At 66.7% G+C, this 19,237-nt stretch carries 19 protein-coding genes; 7 read left to right on the top strand and 12 right to left on the bottom strand.

Annotated features, from left to right (window positions below; genetic code table 11):
• Positions 1-91 precede the first annotated feature (91 nt).
• Complete coding sequence (locus tag BUF17_RS21795) at positions 92-1,210, bottom strand: ATP-dependent DNA helicase (protein ID WP_073632779.1); 1,119 nt, start codon at positions 1,208-1,210, stop codon at positions 92-94.
• A 363-nt stretch (positions 1,211-1,573) separates the two neighbouring features.
• Between BUF17_RS21795 and BUF17_RS21800 the strand changes: the two genes are divergently transcribed.
• Both BUF17_RS21800 and BUF17_RS21805 read left to right on the top strand, forming a co-directional pair.
• A complete protein-coding gene (locus BUF17_RS21800) occupies positions 1,574-2,035 on the top strand; it encodes a hypothetical protein (RefSeq protein WP_073632781.1) in 462 nt (153 codons plus the stop codon).
• A gap of 675 nt (positions 2,036-2,710) precedes the next feature.
• Positions 2,711-2,911 (top strand): hypothetical protein, encoded by a 201-nt coding sequence (locus BUF17_RS21805; RefSeq protein WP_073632783.1) that lies wholly within the window; start codon positions 2,711-2,713, stop codon positions 2,909-2,911.
• Here the strand turns inward: BUF17_RS21805 and BUF17_RS21810 are convergent.
• Complete coding sequence (locus BUF17_RS21810; protein ID WP_073632785.1) at positions 2,906-4,189, bottom strand: Zn-dependent hydrolase; 1,284 nt, start codon at positions 4,187-4,189, stop codon at positions 2,906-2,908. The two genes, BUF17_RS21805 and BUF17_RS21810, sit on opposite strands and share 6 nt — an antisense overlap.
• Positions 4,189-5,172 (bottom strand): hydroxyacid dehydrogenase, encoded by a 984-nt coding sequence (locus tag BUF17_RS21815; protein WP_073632807.1) that lies wholly within the window; start codon positions 5,170-5,172, stop codon positions 4,189-4,191. Before BUF17_RS21815 ends, BUF17_RS21810 begins: the two co-directional genes overlap by 1 nt.
• A gap of 1,393 nt (positions 5,173-6,565) precedes the next feature.
• Here BUF17_RS21815 and BUF17_RS21820 point away from each other — a divergent pair.
• Positions 6,566-7,555, top strand: coding sequence for an FCD domain-containing protein (locus BUF17_RS21820; RefSeq protein WP_084565102.1), 990 nt, complete (start codon positions 6,566-6,568; stop codon positions 7,553-7,555).
• Between the two features lie 174 nt (positions 7,556-7,729).
• Positions 7,730-8,392 carry a GntR family transcriptional regulator gene (locus tag BUF17_RS21825; protein ID WP_084565104.1) on the top strand — a complete coding sequence of 221 codons (663 nt, stop codon included), beginning with the start codon at positions 7,730-7,732 and terminating at the stop codon, positions 8,390-8,392.
• A 181-nt stretch (positions 8,393-8,573) separates the two neighbouring features.
• Here BUF17_RS21825 and BUF17_RS21830 read toward each other — a convergent pair whose 3' ends face one another.
• The 8 genes from BUF17_RS21830 to BUF17_RS21865 all read right to left on the bottom strand — a co-directional run bounded on the left by BUF17_RS21830 (position 8,574) and on the right by BUF17_RS21865 (position 15,383).
• Positions 8,574-9,359 (bottom strand): SDR family oxidoreductase, encoded by a 786-nt coding sequence (locus tag BUF17_RS21830; RefSeq protein ID WP_073632808.1) that lies wholly within the window; start codon positions 9,357-9,359, stop codon positions 8,574-8,576.
• A gap of 216 nt (positions 9,360-9,575) precedes the next feature.
• The gene (locus BUF17_RS21835; protein ID WP_073632791.1) at positions 9,576-10,526 is read right to left on the bottom strand and encodes a dihydrodipicolinate synthase family protein; all 951 of its coding nucleotides are present in this window, start codon (positions 10,524-10,526) and stop codon (positions 9,576-9,578) included.
• 12 nt (positions 10,527-10,538) lie between these two features.
• Positions 10,539-11,207, bottom strand: a complete 669-nt coding sequence (locus BUF17_RS21840) for a GntR family transcriptional regulator (protein ID WP_073632793.1) — start codon at positions 11,205-11,207, stop codon at positions 10,539-10,541.
• 189 nt (positions 11,208-11,396) lie between these two features.
• A complete protein-coding gene (locus tag BUF17_RS21845; protein WP_073632795.1) occupies positions 11,397-12,185 on the bottom strand; it encodes a transporter substrate-binding domain-containing protein in 789 nt (262 codons plus the stop codon).
• 100 nt (positions 12,186-12,285) lie between these two features.
• On the bottom strand, positions 12,286-13,230 hold the full coding sequence (locus BUF17_RS21850; protein WP_073632798.1) for an agmatinase: 945 nt from the start codon (positions 13,228-13,230) through the stop codon (positions 12,286-12,288).
• A gap of 57 nt (positions 13,231-13,287) precedes the next feature.
• A complete protein-coding gene (locus tag BUF17_RS21855; protein WP_244530993.1) occupies positions 13,288-13,953 on the bottom strand; it encodes an amino acid ABC transporter permease in 666 nt (221 codons plus the stop codon).
• Positions 13,954-13,956: 3 nt separating this feature from the next.
• A complete protein-coding gene (locus BUF17_RS21860; RefSeq protein WP_073632800.1) occupies positions 13,957-14,760 on the bottom strand; it encodes an amino acid ABC transporter ATP-binding protein in 804 nt (267 codons plus the stop codon).
• Positions 14,757-15,383: a DUF1989 domain-containing protein gene (locus BUF17_RS21865; RefSeq protein ID WP_073632802.1), complete on the bottom strand. Its 627-nt coding sequence runs from the start codon at positions 15,381-15,383 to the stop codon at positions 14,757-14,759. Before BUF17_RS21865 ends, BUF17_RS21860 begins: the two co-directional genes overlap by 4 nt.
• Before the next feature lie 654 nt (positions 15,384-16,037).
• Between BUF17_RS21865 and pxpB the strand changes: the two genes are divergently transcribed.
• From pxpB to BUF17_RS21880, 3 genes are read left to right on the top strand one after another with little or no spacing between them, the layout of a single operon-like run.
• Positions 16,038-16,814 (top strand): 5-oxoprolinase subunit PxpB, encoded by a 777-nt coding sequence (gene pxpB / locus BUF17_RS21870; RefSeq protein WP_139282642.1) that lies wholly within the window; start codon positions 16,038-16,040, stop codon positions 16,812-16,814.
• A complete protein-coding gene (locus tag BUF17_RS21875) occupies positions 16,814-17,890 on the top strand; it encodes a 5-oxoprolinase subunit C family protein (protein ID WP_073632804.1) in 1,077 nt (358 codons plus the stop codon). The genes pxpB and BUF17_RS21875 overlap by 1 nt, the downstream gene beginning before the upstream one ends.
• A 52-nt stretch (positions 17,891-17,942) precedes the next feature.
• Entirely contained in the window at positions 17,943-18,716 is a 774-nt protein-coding gene (locus BUF17_RS21880) for a LamB/YcsF family protein (RefSeq protein ID WP_073632806.1), read from the top strand.
• A gap of 133 nt (positions 18,717-18,849) precedes the next feature.
• Here BUF17_RS21880 and BUF17_RS21885 read toward each other — a convergent pair.
• Positions 18,850-19,237 (bottom strand): cupin domain-containing protein (locus BUF17_RS21885; protein ID WP_139282581.1); only part of this gene is annotated, 388 nt, incomplete at its 5' end.

Genomic DNA, 19,237 nt, shown 5'->3' on the forward strand with positions numbered 1-19,237 from the left:
TCGCCCATTGGGCGTCCGTCAGTACGAAGCGATCCATCCAAAGCGTGAATCACATCTACGCCAAATTGGGAATCCCAAATCCCCACAAGCCTTAGACCACGACGGTGACCGACTGGGACGCGCGCGTGAGGCCGGTATAGAGCCAGCGGGCGCGATCCTCCCGGAAGGCGGCGCTCTCGTCGAACAGCACCACCTTGTCCCACTGCGAGCCCTGCGCCTTGTGGACCGTCAGGGCGTAGCCGTAGGTCATCTCGTCGAAATGGCGCAGCACGTCCCAGGCGAGTTCGCCCTCCCGGCCCTGGAAGAAGAACGGGTGGATCGAGACGCGCCGGCGCTTGCGCGCCGTGCCGGCCTCTTCCGGATCGATATGAAGCTGCACCACGCGCTCGTCGGCCGAGATCACCTCGGCGACCGACCAGATGCCGCCGTTTAGCAACCCCTTCGACCGGTTGTTGCGCAGGCAGACAAGGCGTTCGCCAACGCCCGGCACCGCGCCCTCGTATCCCTTCAGCGCCCGTAGGCGTCCATTATAGAGATGGCGTGTGCGGTTGAGCCCGACCAGCACCTGATCGGCGTCCACGACGTCGTCCGGATTGAGGTCGCGCCGCGACACCACGCTGCTGCCGCCATAGGACCCGGGCAGCAGCGGGCGCCCCTCGCGCACATCCATCGAAAGCCGGATCAGGGGATTGTCGCGCGCCTGCCGGTGAACCTCCGTCAGCATCACGTCCGGCTCGGCGGCGGTGAAGAAGCCGCCGCCCTTGACCGGCGGCAACTGCGCGGGATCGCCGAGCACCAGCACCTTCGTGCCGAACGCGAGCAGGTCCTTGCCGAGCGCCTCATCGACCATGGAGACCTCGTCGACGATGACGAGTTCCACGTCCTTGACGGCGCTGTCGCGATTGAGGGCGAAGCGCGGGGCGCCCTCGTTCTCGTCCTCGAGCTTGTAGATCAGGCTGTGCAGAGTCGAGGCACCGGTGCAGCCGCGCGATTGCAGCACCAGCGCCGCCTTACCGGTGAACGCGGCGAAGGCGACCTTGCCGCCGACATCGGCCGCGATCGCCTTGGCGAGCGTCGTCTTGCCGGTGCCGGCATAGCCGAACAGCCGGAACACCTGCTGACTGCGGATCGACGGGCCACGGCCGGACAGCCAGTCCGATACCCGCGCCAGCGCCGTTTCCTGCTGGGGCGACCATCGCGGTTCGGGCATGGAGAACGCTCGCTTCGAGAACAGACAGCCGCGGCGGCGGGCGACCGCCGCCGATTCTGCGCGTCGCCAGAATGCCGGGCGGACAGGTCTTTGTCACTCCGGCGTCGCGGAACGCCCGCCAGCCCCGAACGTTGATCCCCCGCAGGAGGGAAGCCCGGTCGTGATTTTTTTTCGTAGGGATCCGTTGCGTGTCCGCGTTTCAAGGTCATGGCAGGGACGAGATAGGTAAAATACCCCCAGACACCCCTGCGCCAATTCCTGAGGGGTGAGAAAAGTCCGTCAGATCGTGACGGATTTGGCTAGATCGTTGTCAAACAAGACAAGCGACAAAGATATATATTTCTCCATAGACGGAGTAAACCGATGAAGAAGATCATTCTCCTTGCGAGCGCACTGTCGCTTCTGGCCGCGCCGGTCCTGGCGCAGGACATGGACGATGCCGATGCGCCGCCCGTCGCGGCCGCACCGGACGACAGCCAGCCCGCTCCCCCGATGGCTGGCCCGCAGGCCGGACCGCGCGACCACATGCGCCCTGACGGCCGTGGCTGGCGCGGCGGACCGGGCATGATGATGCGTCCGGGCGGCGGCATGCCGTTCCCGCCGACCAAGGGGGCGGTATTCGTGTTCGATCGCGGCGGCCCGGGCGGACGGATCATCGTCAAGTGTGCCGACGAAGATTCGACCCAGGCCTGTGTGCAGGCGGTCACGCCGCTAATCCAGCAGCAGATGGATATGCTGAGCAAGATGCCGCCGCCCCCGCCGCCGCACGGCAAGCCCGGGCCGAAGGGCGCGCCGCCGGCCCCGCCGGCGCCCCCGGCACCCTAATCGCCACTCGACCGGCGTGATGCGCCTGCCTTCGGGGACACCCGGAGGCAGGCGTTTTCGTCTGGAAAACGGCCGGTGTACGGGCGTTCGCTTCGCCCATCGCGAGAGCGCGTTTTTCTGCCGCCCTCCCACATTGTCTTCGATGAACCGCTGCGCGCGCGCCGGCCCCGCCATGCGGGTAACCGTCGCTCCAGGAAAGGCGCGGCGCGGTACATTTGACCAGCCGCCGTTCGACTGCGCGACACTCCGCTTCAACCGCCGCCCCCGCAACCTCCTGCGCACATCAGGACATTTTGTACAGGCGAATTTTTCGTATTAGTCAGTATTAACTCAAATATTAAAAATTATTAAAACTCTTTCAACGATATATTTCTCGAAATATTCTCTGAATTTTCGAATTCATAATATACAGCGTCAAAAATTGGATGTATTCCTCCATCATTCGTCGCATGCGGACCGTGGCTCGATCGCAGCGAATTACGAGGCGTCGTCCGGGTCCAGGCGACCGGCACCACCTCGCTCATCAGCCGGCGGCAATGTCCGGCACGCGAAGCGCATGGTTCGGGAATGCAGACCAGAGGCGTCAGCCGGATGCAGAACATAAGAGTGAGCCCGCAGCCTTCGGGCAGGCAGCCCGGATCTGCTGACTTCGGAGACAGACAGGGCTTTCAGGCCATGCACCAGATTTCGACATCACCAGAGCGCGGCAAGCGTCCGCTGTCTGCGCGGCGGGCCCGGCACGAAGCCCGTCAGGCTGGTTATTCCGGCAAGCGCCTCCCCGCCGGCCATCCCTATGCGGTGCTGCCGACCTGGATGCCCTATTTCATCGCGCGGGTGTTTGGCATGATCGACGGTCTTGTCCGTCGACAATCATGACGACGCGTTGTCGGTGAAGTAGCGGACGAGAACGTCCACGGCCGCGCCGAAGTCTTCAAGGCGCATGGCTTCGTCCGGATTGTGGCTGCCATTCTGGTTGCGAACGAAGATCAGGGCCGACGCGATGCCGGCGGCCGAGAAGGCCGCGGTGTCATGCCCGGCGCCGCTCGGCATCTCGCGAAACGGGATCGTCGCCGCCGTGGCAGCATCGGCAAGGCCGCGCCGCAGGGCCACATCGAGTTCGGCCGGCTGGCTGCCGGTACGCTCGCCCCAATCGAAGCGCACGCCGCGCCGCCGGCAGATGTCCGCCGAAACCCGTTCCAGTTCCTCCTCGATGCGCTTCAGCACGTCGGCCGACCGGCTTCGCACGTCCAGACAGAACGCGACTTCGCCGGGCACCTTGCTGAAGGCGTGGAGTTCCGTCGGGGTGGCAACCTGCCCGACCGTGATGGTGGCTTCCTGTCCCTCGGCCTCAAGGCTTCCCCAGAACGCATCGAGGGCCACGACCAGATCGGCGAGCCCGAAGACCGCATCGATCCGATGTCCGCGCGGCACGGCGCCGGAGTGCCCCCATTCGCCGAGGCACCGCGCGCTGCGGTAGCGGAAGCTGCCGGCGATGGCCGTCACGAGACCGACAGGCAGGGCTTCGGCTTCGAGGACCGGTCCCTGCTCGATGTGCACCTCAATGAAGCCGTGCACCCGCTCCGGCCGAAGATGGGCCCGCCCGGCGGCGATGTCCTCCGGCCGCCAGCCGAGCGCTGCCATGTGCGCCGCGAGCGTCTCTCCCGTGTCCGCGCGCGCGGTCACCAGCGCATCCGCCGGCAACCGGCCGAGCGCCGCGCGGCTGCCGAGATAGGACACCGGGAACCACGTGCTTTCTTCGGCGCGGATCGCCATCACCGTGATCGGACGGCGCGGCCGAACCCCGCGCCGCTTCAGCGTGGAGATCACGGACAGTCCCGCGATCACGCCGGCAGCGCCATCGAAGTTGCCGCCGTGCGGAACGGAGTCGAGGTGGGAGCCGACGATCCAACCGGGCAGGCCCGGTTCCTGTCCGGCATAGGTGAGATAGAGATTGCCGACGCCATCGGTCTCGATCTCGAGGCCGAGTTCGCGGCCGACCTCCGTCATCAGCCGGTGTGCGTAGTCCTCGCCTTCGCCGAACGCGGCCCGGGTCACACCCGGCTCGTCGGACGTGTGGGCAAGCAGATCGTCGAACAGCCGTTCCGCAAGCGCGAGACCGGAATTCGAGAGAGCCGGATTCGATACAGCGGTCATCACGGCTTTCCTGCGGTGAAGGCGGCGGCGCGGCCGGGCCACGCCGCGGGATTGACGATGTGGGGAGGCCGGCGGCCGGCGAGAACGTCGACCACCTGGGAGGCGGCGAGCCGCGCCATCCGCTGAAGCGCCTGCTCGGTGGAGCCCGCAACGTGGGGCGTCAGCACGATGTTCTCGTGCTCCCTCAGGCGCGAGTTCGTCGGCAGCGGCTCATCGGCGAACACGTCGAGCCCCGCGCCGGCCAGGTCTCCCGCGGCGAGCGCGTCGCAGAGCGCATCCTCGTCCACCAGCGCCCCGCGCGCGGTGTTGACAAGAAAGGCTCCCGGCTTCATCCGCGCCAGCATCCGGCGATCGATCAGATGGCGGCTCGAGGGCGAAAGCCGCAGGTGCAGCGACACCACATCGCTTTCCGCCACCAGCGCCTCCAGCGAGGCCATCGGCTCCACGCCGGCCGCCTGCAGGTCTGCCGACCTGCCGCTCGGAGACCAGCCGACGACGCGCATCCCGATTGCAGCCGCCAGCCGCGCGGTCTCGCGACCGATCAGGCCGAAGCCCACGATGCCGAAGGTCGCGCCGGCGAGTTCGATCATGCGCGCGCGATATTTGAAGCCGTCGTCGCCGGCCCGCGTCGCTCGGTCTCCGGAGACCACGCCCTTGGCGAGCGCGAAGGTCAGCGCGAGCGTGTGCTCGGCCACCGAGAGCACGTTGGCCTCGGGCGTGTTGACGACGAGGATGCCGAGCCCGGTCGCGGTCTCGACCGCAACCCGGTCGTAGCCGGTGCCGTGAACGCTGACCACAGCGAGGTCGGGCGCCGCGCGCATCGCTTCCGCGGTGAAGCCGGCATTGCGGGTGATGACCGCCGCCACGCCGGGGGCCTGCGCCACCATTGCGCCGGGATCGGACAGCACCGCTTCGATGCCCGACTGCTCAAGCAGCGCGAGCCCCGCCGGATGGATCGGCTGGACGATGAGGCAAGAAGGCATGTGGAACCCGCCGAGGGGAAAGACCGATTGCATTTTTATGGTATGCCAACCGAAGTCGCAATGGTGAGCGATCGCGGGCAGCATGGCAGCCGAGCGCGGCAGCGATCACGGTGAACGCGAGGACCCCGGCAACGTCGCGAGAGCGCATCTCGTTCAGGCCGAACCGATCTCAGCGACGAGCATATTCTCATGTCTTTGAATCGCCCGCGATTTCTCGCCGAGCGGATCATGTCGTCCGATCGAAGGACGCTCCAGCGCATCCCGATCGCGGGTGACTCGCAGCGGCCCCTGTTTGGTTTTCCAGGCCACCTTTGAGCAGACGGCATGTCGCGGGCCGTTACTTCACACGGCCGCGCAACGGCCCGGCTGTCACCCAGCAACGGCGACCGTTGGGACATCTGTCCTGAAATGAGCGCATGTACTTCCGCCGAATCGCGTTGCCGCTAGGAGGCAAGGGTGATAGTTTATATGCATACAAATCGATGTGCGCTTCCTGTTTTCGCGATCGGCAAGCCTTATCCGCCGGGCGGCACCTTTTCAGGGGCGGCCAAGTGGAGATGCCGAGACTTTGCCGGGAGACCGCATTGAGCCTGGCAGATCGCGGGCCTACGGCAGTTCGCGACAATCCGGTTTGAGAGAGTTGTTTCTCACTCAAAGGCTTAAGTGTGTTCCGGATCCTATCGCCGATCGGCTCCGGTCAGAAAGGTCGCGTCACGCACTTCCATGGGCCACGATAAACGCTATATGTGAACCCTGATATTCAGCTTCTGCATCCGTTCGACCCCCCATTGTGACGGATGCAGATTTGCCGCCCGGTTCCCCCCCAAGCTCCGGGCGGAAGAGGTCGCCCCTGGCTATCCCCCCAAGCCAGCTGGGGGCGACCTCGATGTTTCCCCTCTCCTCCCATCTCCTGTCCTCCCGGTTTCGCTGCCGGTTGCGAGCCCTGGTCGGCGCGCCCACGCGATTCGGCGACCCCGGCATTTGGCAACGGCTCGCACCGAGACCCTGCCTCGCCGGAATCCACCCCGCTTCGACCGGCGCAGACCGGACTTCCGTTTGCAGGCAAAGGACAAATCTGCAACCCATGGATGTGTCGGGCGACTGCAGTTCCGGTGCCTGGGTTGGGTTTGAGCGAGGCGGCAGCGGATCGTCAGCGTGGCGGGTGCGTCGGCTGGACAATCCCGCGAAGAATTTCCCCGACAGATCGGTTCGATCTCCGGCCCACCTGCCTTTCCGATGTCTTGACAGCAGGGGGTTGCGACCGATGGTCAACGAAATCGATTAACGTGCATTCTATCGATTGCAGCGGGCCTCAAAAGCCATGCTTGCGACTTGAAGGCTGCAACGGGATTGACCTAGTGTCGTCGCACAATCAACGCGCGCAAGGCTCGCTATGGATCGTCGCGAGAAGAGGCAGGCTCAATACGTCCTCGCGAACATGGTCGTCGATCTCGTTCGCAGTCGCAGCCTGAAGGCCGGACACCATCTGACCGAGCAATGGCTCGCCCAGGAACTGTCGGTTTCGCGAACGCCGGTCAGGGCGGCGCTCAGGCTTCTGGCGGACGCCGGCCTGGTCGAATCCCGCGCCCGACAGGGGTTCTTTCTGGCGAAGGACGCGGACGAGATCGACCGTTCGCAAAGCCTGACGGTGCCGTCGACACCCGAGCAGGACCTCTACGCATCCGTGGTGCGCGACCGCATCTCCGGCGGACTTCCGGATTCGATGACGCAGACCGAATTCGCCCGTCGCTACGCCGTGAACCGGATCGTGCTGCTGCGCGTGCTGTCCCGCATGGCGGACGAAGGCCTGATCGCGCGCAACAAGGGCCAGGGGTGGACCTTTCAGCCGGGGCTCGATTCCGCGCGCGCCCTGCGGGCAAGCTACGATTTCCGGGTGACGCTGGAGCCGGCGGGCCTGTTGCTGGCCAGCTTCTTCGCCGATCCGGTGGTGCTCAACCGGCTGCGATCGGACCATGAGACCGTGCTGGCGGCCCCTTCGCCCCCGCCGCCCGGCATCCTGTTCGAACTCGACGCCGCCTTTCACGAGACGCTGGCCTCGTTCTCCGGCAATGCCTATTTCGTGCAAGCCGTCCAGCAGCAGAACCGGCTGCGGCGACTGCTCGAATATCAGGGATACGAAAATCGCCATCGCATTCGGATCTGGATCGCGGAACATCTGGCGGTTCTCGAAGCGCTCGCGAACGGCGACCGTCAGCAGGCCGCCCGCCGCCTCACGGCGCACCTCGAGAACGCCCTTTCCGCCTCGCCGAGCCCGGACGGGACCGTGGAGCCCATCGCCGTTCCCCAGCCGAACGGACGGGGCTCAACACGCGCGCTCGGGTGCAATCCCGTGCCGGACGTCCATGCCGGCGCGGGATCGTAGCCTCTGGGAGACGGCGCGGCGACAGCAACGGATCGTTTCTGAAGAGCGCACATCAGAGCAATTGCAAGTGCCGCAAATCCCCGGTACACCAATGATCGACATTATGCTGGTCGTTGTATTCGTTGACAAAATGCCGACATTGAATGCAATCGGGAAGTGGGAGTAGAGGCGGTCGTGGTTGAGGACAATCCATCGCGCCGGCTCGCGCACAGCGTTCATCGCCGTCTCGAAGACATGATTTTCACCGGCAAGCTGCACGGCGGCGAGGTCATCACCGAACGACGCCTCGCCGAAGCGCTGGAAGTGTCGCGAACGCCGCTCCGCGACGCCCTGCTGATGCTCGAGAGCGAAGGCCTGCTGAAGCGGCGCGGCACGCGCTATCTCGAAGTCCGTCAGATGACGGTGCCGGAATACATGCAGATCCTGAACATCCGCCGGCTTCTGGAGCCGGAGGCGGTCAGGCTCAGCGTCGGCCGGATCGACCGCGCTCTCCTCGCCGATGTGCGCGCGGAACTGGAGGCCGTGCTGAGCCAGGTGGCTCCGGACGGAAAGCTGGCCGATCCGGAGGTCGGCCTGAGGGCAGACACGCGGCTGCACGACGTCGTCGCCGATGCGGCCGGCAATCCGCTGATGGCCTCCATGATCCGAGACCTGCGCCGGCGAACCCGCATCTTCGACCTCGGCAGAATGCCGGATCGTGCTGCGGCGGCGTGCCAGGAACACCTCGACATCGTCGCCGCGCTCGAAGCCGACGATGGCGCCGCTGCCGCCGCCGCGATGGTGAACCACATCGACGCGGTCAAGGCGTCGATCATCCGCCATCTGTCCTCGATCTGACGACAGACATCAGACCGGCGTCGGCCCGTCCGTCGCCGGCGGGCCGCGCAAGCGGCGTTGCCCTGGAGCATATCCCGTTCAGATTGAGCCGACCTGAACGACGAGGATATGTTCAAGGTTTTGCATCTGAAGCGATTTCTGTCGATCTGACGATTTCATCGGATCGGAAGGCGCCCCCGGTTCAGATGCCGCGGATCATGCCGCCGTCGACGCGCACCAGCGATCCGGTGACATAGCTCGCCCGACCGCTCGCCAGGAAGGCGACGACATCGGCGAATTCTTGCGGGTCGCCGTAGCGGCCCATCGGAATGGTCGCGCGGGAGGCCGCGGCGATCTCGTCCACGGTCTTCGAGGCACGCGCGGCCGCGGCGGCGTCGAGTTCGTCGACGCGATCGGTGTGGATGCGGCCGGGCACCACGGAATTGACGGTGATCCCCTCCCCGGCGACCTCTCCGGCGAGCGTCTTCGCCCAGCCGACCACCGAGGCACGGAGCGCATTCGACATGCCGAGATTGGGGATCGGCTGCACCACGCCCGAGGACACGATGTTGACGATGCGGCCATAGCGCTGGGCGCGCATTCCCGGCAGCAGGCGCGCCGTGACGGTGAACAGCGCATTCGCCATGGTCTCGAACGCCGTCGACCAGGCCGCGGCGGCAACGGCCGAGACCGGCCCGGGCGGCGGACCGCCGCCGTTGTTGACGAGAATATCGACCACCGTGCCCTCGGCAACGAGCCCGTCGAGCGCCGCTTCGAGCGCCGGCCTGTCGGCAAGATCGAGGCGGAGTGCGCGCGCCTTGCCGCCATGCGCGACGATGCCCTCCACCGCTGCGGCTAGACGAGCCTCGTCGCGGCCGGCGAGGATGACGCTCGCGCCCTCGGCCGCAAGCGTGCGGGCGATGGCGAGGCCCAGCCCCCGGCTCGCGCCGAGCACCAGGGCCGTTCTGTCGTTGAAACCGAGATCCATGTGCAGTCGTCTCCGAGGGCGCACCGTCTCCGGTGCGGAGGCGCAGCCATCCGATGCGGGCAGCGCGCCGTTGCTGTCGTCGGCCAGGCCGACCTGGAGCATATCCCGTTCAGATCGAACCGATCTGAACGACAAGGATATGCTCAAGATTTTGAATCTGGAGCGATTTCTTGTCGATCTGATGATTCCATCAGATCGGAAAGCGCTCTAGTTGCATCAAAGCGTGCCGGCGGACAGACGCTCGAGGCGGATCGCCAGCCGCGCCATCAGTTCGTCGAGTTCCTGATGATCGCGCGCCGCGAGCTTCGGGCCGGGATGACGGATCGCGGCCGAGGCAATGACCCCGCGCCGCCGCAGGACTTCCTTGCGCACAGCAAGGCCGAACCCGAGCTGCTGTTCGTGGCGCAGGATCGGCAGATAGGCGTCGAACAGGTCCTCGGCGCCCTCCGCGTCGCCCGCGAAGAACTTCTCGCACACGCCCACCAGCATTTCCGGATAGGCGAAGCCCGTCATGGCGCCGTCGACGCCGCGCCGCAGCTCCTGCGGCAGGTGCAGGCCGCCATTGCCGATGAGGATGCTGACGCGCCGCCCCTCGCCCTTGTCCGACCGCTCGCGCATCCGCGTGATCTTGGTCAGCCCGGGGCTTTCCTCGTGCTTCAGCATGACGAGGTTCGGGAACTCGTCGATCAGGCGATGCAGAACCGGCACCGAGGTGACGACGGTCGTCGTCTGCGGGTAGTCCTGGTAGCAGACAGGAACGTCCGGCCCGAGACGCGCGAGCACCGCCGCCCAGTACGCGTAGACCTGCTCATCGGTTTTCAGGCCCGGGATCGGGGCGACCATGATGCCAGCCGCGCCGGCATCCATCGCCTCCTTCGCGAACCGGACGAGGTTGTCGGTTCCGGGGTTGCTGGCGCCCACGACCACCGGCTTGCGGCCGTCGATGCGCTTCAGCACCCGCGTCATGAACTGGCGGGATTCATCGGGCGCAAGCTTCGGTGCCTCGCCGAGCACGCCGAGGATCGTAAGGCCGGTGACCCGCTTCTCGAGGTAGAAGTCCACCAGCCCGTCCGTGCTGGCGAGATCGAGCGCCCCGTCGTCGGTGAACGGGGTCGGCGAGATCACATAGACGCCGCGCGTGCTTTCGTTGATCTTCTCGGCAGACATGGATCGTGTTCCTCAAATCCGGCGGAGCTTGTCGATGATGCTCTGCTTCACGTTTTCGATGTGGGCGCGGATGCCGTCACGCGCCGCCTCGCGGTCGCGGCGGCGCAGGGCCGCGATCACCGCGAGATGCTCCCGGTGCCCCGCCTCGAAGCGTTCGGGCATCCGGTCGAGATTGAACATATGGGTCTTGATGCGCAGGTCGAGGATCATCTTGGAAAGCACGGCATTGTCGCTGTGCTCCGCAATCATCCCATGAAACAGGCTATCCGCCGCCCAATCCGCCTCGGCGTCCGGCACCGGCATGTCCATCACGGCCCGGATGGCGGCCTCGGAAGCATCGAGCGCAGCCTGCGGAATCCGGTCGGTCGCCAGCATCACGGCATCGGCCTCCAGCACCTGCCGCACATAGAGCGTCTCGATCAGCGTGCGGGTCGAGAACTCGGTGACGACGAGCATCCGCCCCGGCTTGCGGGTGACGAAACCCTCGCTTTCGAGCCGGTTCAGCGCGTCGCGGACCGGGGTGCGCGAAATGTCGAGTTCCTCCGCGAGCCGGCGCTCCTGCAGGACGGACCCGACCGGGATCTCCCGCCGGATCAGCCGGTCGAGCAGGGCATCGTAGGCCATGCGGCCGAGGCTCCTGTCGCGACCGCCGTCGTCGGATTGCTCTGCGTCTCCGTTCATGATCGGCGGAACTCGTGCTTGGGCGGCCAGGCCGCAATGGCGAAGGCGGGCGGCGGCAGACTGGGTCGGGCCGCTTGAAACGGGAGGACAGCCGGCCGCGGCGGAGCGGGGTGAGAGCACGCCGCGACCGGCTCTTTCCGATCGCCGGACGACGGCCCCGCGAAGGCGGAGCCGTCTTGTCCGATGCGATCAGAACTGCGTCTTGATCGGGTCCTTCGGCGCCGGGTCGTAGCCGACCAGCGGAACCGTGAGCTTGGCGTAGGTGCCGTCGGCGATCATGTCCGCGAGCGCCTTGTTGACGGCCTTCACCAGGTTCGGCTTACCCTTCTTGAATGGGAAGCCCTTCTGGACGTGGCTCAGATAATCCGGCGTCATGGTCAGCGGCAGCTTCGACTGCTCGATCGCGTAGGCCGCGGCGATGGAATCGGTGATGACGGCGTCGACCTGACCGTTCACCAGATCCTGCATGGCGTCGGATTCGGCCTTGTAGCTCTTCACGGTGGCGCCGTGCTCCTCGGCGAGCTTCGCCCAGGTGGAGGCGACCAGCACGCCGACGGTCTTGCCCTTCAGATCAGCCGCGGACTTGATTGGCGAATCCTTCTGGATGACGACGCGGCCACCGGATTCCAGCCAGCCGTCCGCGAACGTCACCTGCTTCTGGCGCTCGGCCGTGATGTCCATGGCGTCGGAAGCAAAGTCGTACTGGTCGGCGGCGAGACCGACGAGCAGCGCCTCCCACTTGATGATGACGGGCGTGTATTCGAGATTCAGCCGCTTGGCGATCTCCTTGCCGACGCGGATCTCGAGGCCGTCAAGCTGGCCGTCGGGCGAGCGCATGCTGAAGGGCGGATAGGTGCCCTCCGTGGCGATCAGGAGCTTGCCCGGCTGAATGAGTTCGAGTTCCTGGGCATTGGCGGGAGCCGAGGCCAGCGCGCCGACCAGCGCGAGGGCAAGGGCGGGAAGCAGTTTCAGACGCATGATTTTCCCCTCTGTCATCTGAAGTCAGGTTGTGCGCGTGTCTCGTCGGGCGGGCGTGCGCCGGCCCGCTTCGTTCCCGTGGCGAGGCCAGACGGCCGCGTCACGAAAGGGTTTCGGCCTTGAGGGCCATCAGTTCAGCCAGCACCGTCGCCGCCAGCAGCGCCGAGATCTGGGCCGGGTCGTACATCGGGTTGAGCTCGACGACGTCGCAGCCGACGAGGTCGATGCCCTTGAGGCGCCGCAGCAGGTCGAGGGTCTGGCGGGCATCCGGCCCGCCGGCCTCGGGCGTCTGCACTCCCGGCGCCGCCGCCGGATCGACGAAGTCGAGATCGAAGGTGATGAAGGCCGGCCGGCCGGCAACGCGCGCGGCGATCCGCTCGACCAGGGCCGGGAAGCCCATTTCGAACATCTGATCGGTCGTCACCACGTCGAAGCCGAGATCCAGCGACTGGCTGACGTCGGTCGGCTGGAACAGCGATCCGCGCATGCCGATCTGGATGGAATGGGCGGGATCGATGATCCCCTCCTCCGTGCCGCGGCGGAACGGCGTGCCGGCGCTGTAGCGGCGCCCGGCGAAATATTTATCCCATGTATCCGTGTGGGAATCGAACTGGATCAGGGCGAGCGGGCCGTGCTTGCGCGACACCGCGCGCAGTTCGGCGAGGGTCACCGAATGGTCGCCGCCGATGCCGAACGGCGTCAGGCCGGCCTCCACCAGCGTCGACACCGATTGCTCGATGCGCGCAAGCGAGTCCTCAATGTAGCCCGGCACGACGGAGGCGTCGCCGACATCGGCGATCCTCATGCGTTCGAACACGTTGATGTTGCCGCGATAGGGGTTGATCGGCCGCAGCATGATCGACATCGCGCGGGCCGCGTTCGGCGCGAAGCGCGCGCCGGTGCGGAAGGGCGCGCCGGCGTCGGACGGCAGCCCGATCACCGCTGCATCGAGACCTTCGAGCGTGGTCGCCTGCGGCAGCCGCATGAAGGTCGGCACACCGCAGAACCGCGGCGTTTCGAGGGAATCGATCGGAAGCACGCTCATGATCGCAGGCCTTGCGTCGTTGCTATTGTCATCACATTCCGCCTCTTGCCCGGGCCGTCAGGTCCGGCGGGCATAGTGTCGCTCGGCCCACGCCGCGAACTGGGACAGGATGGTGGTCAGGAGGAGGTAGATCACCGCGGTGGCGGTGTAGAACTCGAACGGGCGGAACGTCGTGGCGATGATCGTCTGCGAATAGAGCGTCAGTTCCACGACGGTGATGGTGGAGAGCAGCGAGGTGTTCTTCAGCGTCGAGATCGCCTCGTTCGTCAGCGGCGGCACGATGATGCGGAACACCTGGGGCAGGATGATGCGGCGCATGGCATCGAACCGGCTGAGCCCGAGGGCGAGCGAGGATTCCATCTGACCCTTGGGAATGGCCATCAGGCCGGAACGGACGATCTCCGCAACATAGGCGCCGGAGTTGATGCCGAGTGCGATCACGCCGGCGACGAACGGCGACAGACGCAATCCGAACTGCGGCAGGCCGAAATAGACGATGAAGATCTGGATCAGCGTCGGCGTGCCGCGAATGAACCAGATGTAGAAGGTGCTGGCCTGCCGGAACACGGCGAACCGCGATGCCTTGCCGAGCGCGGCGACGAGGCCGAACACCCAGCTCAGCACGATGACGAGAAGTGTCAGAACGAGCACGAGCCAGGAGGCGTTGAGAAAGCCCGGCATGTAGGGGCCGAGCACGGTGATCCATTCGGGAAGCATGTCCATGGCTCACTGCCCTCCCACGGCGTCGCCGCGGGCGACAGTCTCGTGCAGCACGCGCTTCAGGAACTGGCGCAGCCGTTCGCTCTGCGGCTGGCGCAGCACGTCGCGCGACGGGCCGTCCTCGGCGACGACGCCGGCATCGAAGAAGATGGTTCGGGTGCTGACTTCCCGGGCGAAGCCGATCTCGTGGGTGACGAGCATCATCGTCATGCCCTCTGCGGCCAGGTCGGCGATCAGGGAGAGCACGTCGCCGACAAGCTCCGGGTCGAGCGCGGAAGTCGGCTCGTCGAACAGCATCAGCTGCGGCTTCATGGCAAGCGCACGGGCGATGGCGACGCGCTGCTGCTGGCCACCGGAGAGGCGGCCGGGATAGGCGTCGCGCTTCTCGGCGAGGCCGATGCGGCGCAGCAGCGCCTCGGCGGTCTCGATCGCTTCCGCGCGCGACACCTTCCTCACCCGGATCGGCGCCTCGATCACATTCTCCAGCACCGTCATGTGCGGCCAGAGATTGAAGCTCTGGAACACCATGCCGATGGAGGTCCTGAGCGCGCGCAGTTCCCGCGCCGAGGGGCCTCGGCCACCACCGGCCGCGAAATCGACCGTGCGGCCGTCGAAGGTCACTTTGCCGGCGTCCGGCTTCTCCAAGACGTTGATGCAGCGCAGGAACGTGCTCTTGCCGGATCCACTGGCTCCGATGACGGTCACCACCTCGCCAGGGTGCACGTCCACCGAAACGCCCTTCAGCACCTCGTGGCCGCCGAAGCTCTTGCGCAGCCCGGCGATCCTGATCAGCGGCTCGTCCGCGCTCATGCAAACGCCCCGGGCGCGAGGATTTCCAGCATGCAGTCCCGCGGCGTGCGGTCCGGCCCGTTGATGGTGGTCACATCCTGCGGGCAGGAGGACAGCACGAGGATGACGTCGAACTCCGCGCGCAGCGTGACGTAGGATCCGGGCTTGGAGGCAGGAAGCAGCCGCGTCAGCGTCTGGTCCGGCTCCACCCGCACGCTCATGAACAGATTGAGCGCGGCGGGCGTGAACGGAATGTCGCGGCCGATCTCCGTCAGCGCCTCGTGCATATTTCCGGAGCAGGAACGGTGAAACCCCTTGACCCCGAGCTCACGATAGATCGCGGGGTTGCAGGCGCACAGGAGCGTGTCGTGCCGGCCGGCTGACGTGTCCTCGACGATGGTGATGATCGGCCGGCGCTCGGTCGAAACCAGTGCCACGCCCTGGTCGATGCACACCACGCTGTTGAACGAGCGGACGTTCTCCATCGACAGGTATTCGCTCATGTCGTCGGCCGCGAAGGCCCAGGTATCGATCGCCTGGGTGCCGAACGGATTGGTGATCCGTACCGCGCTGCCGGCCTTCAGCCGCAGCGCCTTGCCACGGGCTGCCGGCAGAACGAGTTCGCCTTCGCGATCGAATTCCATTGCACCTCTCCAGCCCGGGCGCGACACGGCCCGCAACAACAATCCCAGATTGATTTACCACCAAACACACGCGCGACAGCAAGAGCATCGACACACCGCGTGGCCCAGACCACGGGCGTGACGTCCGCCAGCCCCCAAAGCCGCGCGCGGTCGGCAACGTGGCCCACCGCTTGCGGCATCGCCGCGCGGCCTCGCCCCACGGCATTCCGGCCGCCCCGGCGGATTCCGACAGGAGGAAACGGCGCCCCTCGAAATCGCTCGACCAGTGAAATATCCTTGGCATACCATGGGTGCGCAAGTGGAATTTATATGCAGGCAGCCCAAAAACTAACCACGCCCGTTCAGCGGCACGCGGTGGCCCGGTCTTGCACACCGAACGGTGAAGACATGGGACGCGGCTCCAACGCAGCGCCCCTGTTCGTCGCCCTCAAGCCTTTGATTGGAAATGCGTCTTCAGCGGCTTGCGATGGGCGCCGACGGCTGCGGGCGGCGGTCGTTCTCCGTCCCGGACTATTGGGCCGGGCGCGAACCGCCACGAGATCCTCAACTTTGGTATGCTGTCGGTGTACCAAATTTGCGCACGCCGCCTTTTGGTGTCGCCGCTATGATGCCGCCGCCGTCCGCCACCCCGCCCGTGGGGCCATGAAGAAGGTCATGACAAACGTGTTGGCCGATCCGCACGCGATCGAACTCCGCTTCCTCGATGCCGGCGACAGCGGGCTCGTGATCGAACTCGGCGCCACCGTGGATGCCGCGGTCAATGCTGCCGTCATCGCACTCGATGCGGCGCTCGCCCGCCTCGCGCTGCCGGCGATCCGCGAGACCGTCCCGACCTATCGCTCCCTCCTTGTCCTGTTCGATCCCGTGCGGATGCGGAGGCCCGAGCTGATCGGCATCGTGCGTGGCCTGTGGCCACCCGCGCCTCTTTCCGAAGAGACGACGAACCACTGGATCGTGCCGGTGCTTTATGGCGGCGAGTCGGGCGTCGATCTCGACCACGTCGCCGAGGTCCATGGCATGACGCCTCAGGAGGTCGTGGCACTGCATTCGTCTGTCGACTATCGCGTCTACATGATCGGCTTCGCACCCGGCTTCGCCTATCTTGGCGGATTGCCGGCGGCGATCCACACCTCCCGCCGCACCGACCCGCGCCGGGCGACCCCGCCTCGCAGCATTTCCATCGGCGGTCAGCAGACCGCCGTCTCGCCGCCGATCGCGATCCCGAGCGGCTGGCATCTGATCGGCCAGACGCCGGTGCGCTCCTACGATCCGGCCCGCAGCGAGCGGCCGTTCCTGTTCGCCGCCGGCGACACCATCCGTTTCCGCCCGATCGACGAGGACGAATACCGGACGCTCGTCGCCGCCGCCGAGGCTGGCGACGAGGTGGCGGAACGCCGTCCGGCTACCGGCGCGAGCGGGGAAGCCGCGTGATGACCATTTCGTCGGACGACACCACGCCCTGTCTCGCCATCATTGAGTGCGGCCCGTTTGCGACCATCCAGGATTTCGGCCGTTTCGGCTGGCAGCGCTTCGGCATCTCGGCCTCGGGCGCCATGGATCCCGTCGCGATGGCCCTTGCCAACACGCTGGTGGGAAATGACGGCGCCACGGCGGTGATCGAGATGGCGCTGCTCGGCGCCACAGTCCGCGTCGAAGCGCCCTGCCGCATCGCGCTGACCGGCGCCGAGGGGCCTGTTTCGATCGACGGTAGCCCGGCCGAAAGCTGGCGCGCCTATGATCTGGCGGCAGGCACAACGTTCAAGATCGGCGCAGCCCGGACCGGCATGCGGTTCTACCTCGCGGTCGCCGGAGGCTTCGACCTGCCGCCGGTGCTCGGCTCGCTCTCCACCCACACCCGCTCGGAGCTCGGCGGCTTCGAAGGCCGGCCGCTCAGGGCCGGAGACCGCCTGCCGCTGGCACGGCCGGATGCAGCTTCCGGCGCGCCTCTCGTGCTGCCCGTCGACCGGCGCCCGCACCTCAGCGGAGACATCCGCGTGGTGCTCGGCCCGCAGGCGGATGCCTTCACCGAGGCTGGCCTCGAAACGTTTCTGAGTGCGACCTACCTCATGTCCGACCGCGCCGACCGCATGGGCTGCGAGCTCGACGGCCCGGTGGTGGAGCATCGCGACGGCTTCAACATCGTCTCGGATGGCATCATGAACGGCTCGATCCAGGTGCCGGGCCACGGCCGGCCCATCGTGCTGCTGGCGGATCGCCAGTCGACCGGTGGCTATCCCAAGATCGCCACCGTGATCGAGCCGGACCTCCCTCGTCTCGCCCAGCGCCGCCCCGGCGAGCCTGTCCGGTTCGTCGCCGTCGAGGCCTTCGAGGCCGAGGACATCGCCATCCGCCATCGCGCGGCCATCGCGGCGATGTGCGGCGCCGTGACCGAGGTCGTCACGGGGGCGGCGGCGCTCACCTCCGAACGCTTGCTCGCGGCCAATCTCGTCAGTGGCGCGGTCTGCGCGTTCGCCGATCCCTTCGCCGACGGCCCGCTGCCGTCCTGACCGCTTGTCGATCGGATGGGCGCAACAGGCGCCCCCTCACTGGAGTCCTGCCATGACCAACATCGACCTCAACTGCGACATGGGCGAAGGCTTCGGCGTCTACTCGCTCGGCGACGACGCGGCGATGCTCGAGATCGTCACCTCGGCCAACATCGCCTGCGGCTTTCATGCCGGCGATCCACTGGTGATGGCGGCGACGCTCGAAGCCGCGCGGGAGAACGGCGTCGGCGTCGGCGCCCATCCGAGTTTCCTCGATCTGTGGGGCTTCGGCCGACGGCCGATCCTCGGCGAGCGCCCGGCCGATATCGAGAAGCATCTGATCTACCAGATCGGAGCCATCCAGGCTTTGGCCCATGCCGCCGGCCACCCCATCCGCCACGTCAAGACCCATGGCAGCCTCGGCAACATGGCGGCGGAGGACGCTGATCTCGCCCTCGCCGTCGCCCGCGCCATCCGGACCGTCGATCCGAACCTGATCTTCGTCGTGATGCCGGGTCTGGAAACCGAGCGCGCCGGAGAGCGGCAGGGCCTGCGCGTCGCCCGCGAGATCTATGCCGACCGCGCCTACGCGCCGAACGGCAACCTCGTGTCGCGCAAGCTCGCCGGGTCCGTGATCCACGATGCGGACGAGGCCGCCGAACGGGTCGTGCGGATGGTGGCCGACCAGGAGATCACCGCGGTCGACGGCTCGCGCCGGCCCGTCGCTATCGACACCGTCTGCGTCCACGGCGACACGCCCGGCGCCGTCGGCATGGCGTCCCTCGTCCGCAAGCGGCTGTCGGACGCCGGCCTCGCGATCCGCCCGATGGCGGAGTGGCTCGCCTGACCAGAGGGAGCGGTCGGCTCGGACCGGCGCCGTGACACCGGCCGTTCCTACGGCCCCCCGAAACGAAAGAACCCGCCCGGTGGCGCCGGGCGGGTTCATTTGTTCATGGCCAACGAGCGGGCTTGCAGCCCCCTCAGCGCTTGCTGGTTTCGAACTCGGGGCGGGCGTAGATGTCCTCGATGCGGACGATGTCGTCCTCGCCGAGATAGGGGCCGGACTGGACCTCGATGAGGTTGAGGGGGACCTTGCCGGGGTTCTCCAGCCGGTGGACGCAGCCGAGCGGCAGGAAGATGGACTCGTTCTCCCTGAGCAGGATCTTGTCGTCGTCGCGGGTGACGATCGCGGTGCCGTTCACCACCACCCAGTGCTCGGCGCGGTGATAGTGCTTCTGCAGCGACAGCTTCTCGCCGGGCTTCACGGTGATGCGCTTCACCTGGAAGCGGTCGCCGTTGTGGATCGACTGGTAGAAGCCCCACGGCCGGTGGACCCGCACGGTGTGGGTGGCGGCGGCATGGCCGTCG

The organism is Pseudoxanthobacter soli DSM 19599 (assembly GCF_900148505.1).
Lineage (GTDB): Bacteria > Pseudomonadota > Alphaproteobacteria > Rhizobiales > Segnochrobactraceae > Pseudoxanthobacter > Pseudoxanthobacter soli.

What these genes read in the sequence shown, in the direction of transcription:
- BUF17_RS21795 (WP_073632779.1), bottom strand. Translation starts at nt 1,210, where the DNA reads ATGCCCGAACCGCGATGGTCGCCCCAGCAGGAAACGGCGCTGGCGCGG.
- BUF17_RS21800 (WP_073632781.1), top strand. Translation starts at nt 1,574, where the DNA reads ATGAAGAAGATCATTCTCCTTGCGAGCGCACTGTCGCTTCTGGCCGCG.
- BUF17_RS21805 (WP_073632783.1), top strand. Translation starts at nt 2,711, where the DNA reads ATGCACCAGATTTCGACATCACCAGAGCGCGGCAAGCGTCCGCTGTCT.
- BUF17_RS21810 (WP_073632785.1), bottom strand. Translation starts at nt 4,189, where the DNA reads ATGACCGCTGTATCGAATCCGGCTCTCTCGAATTCCGGTCTCGCGCTT.
- BUF17_RS21815 (WP_073632807.1), bottom strand. Translation starts at nt 5,172, where the DNA reads ATGCCTTCTTGCCTCATCGTCCAGCCGATCCATCCGGCGGGGCTCGCG.
- BUF17_RS21820 (WP_084565102.1), top strand. Translation starts at nt 6,566, where the DNA reads ATGGATCGTCGCGAGAAGAGGCAGGCTCAATACGTCCTCGCGAACATG.
- BUF17_RS21830 (WP_073632808.1), bottom strand. Translation starts at nt 9,359, where the DNA reads ATGGATCTCGGTTTCAACGACAGAACGGCCCTGGTGCTCGGCGCGAGC.
- BUF17_RS21835 (WP_073632791.1), bottom strand. Translation starts at nt 10,526, where the DNA reads ATGTCTGCCGAGAAGATCAACGAAAGCACGCGCGGCGTCTATGTGATC.
- BUF17_RS21840 (WP_073632793.1), bottom strand. Translation starts at nt 11,207, where the DNA reads ATGAACGGAGACGCAGAGCAATCCGACGACGGCGGTCGCGACAGGAGC.
- BUF17_RS21845 (WP_073632795.1), bottom strand. Translation starts at nt 12,185, where the DNA reads ATGCGTCTGAAACTGCTTCCCGCCCTTGCCCTCGCGCTGGTCGGCGCG.
- BUF17_RS21850 (WP_073632798.1), bottom strand. Translation starts at nt 13,230, where the DNA reads ATGAGCGTGCTTCCGATCGATTCCCTCGAAACGCCGCGGTTCTGCGGT.
- BUF17_RS21855 (WP_244530993.1), bottom strand. Translation starts at nt 13,953, where the DNA reads ATGGACATGCTTCCCGAATGGATCACCGTGCTCGGCCCCTACATGCCG.
- BUF17_RS21860 (WP_073632800.1), bottom strand. Translation starts at nt 14,760, where the DNA reads ATGAGCGCGGACGAGCCGCTGATCAGGATCGCCGGGCTGCGCAAGAGC.
- BUF17_RS21865 (WP_073632802.1), bottom strand. Translation starts at nt 15,383, where the DNA reads ATGGAATTCGATCGCGAAGGCGAACTCGTTCTGCCGGCAGCCCGTGGC.
- pxpB (WP_139282642.1), top strand. Translation starts at nt 16,038, where the DNA reads ATGACAAACGTGTTGGCCGATCCGCACGCGATCGAACTCCGCTTCCTC.
- BUF17_RS21875 (WP_073632804.1), top strand. Translation starts at nt 16,814, where the DNA reads ATGACCATTTCGTCGGACGACACCACGCCCTGTCTCGCCATCATTGAG.
- BUF17_RS21880 (WP_073632806.1), top strand. Translation starts at nt 17,943, where the DNA reads ATGACCAACATCGACCTCAACTGCGACATGGGCGAAGGCTTCGGCGTC.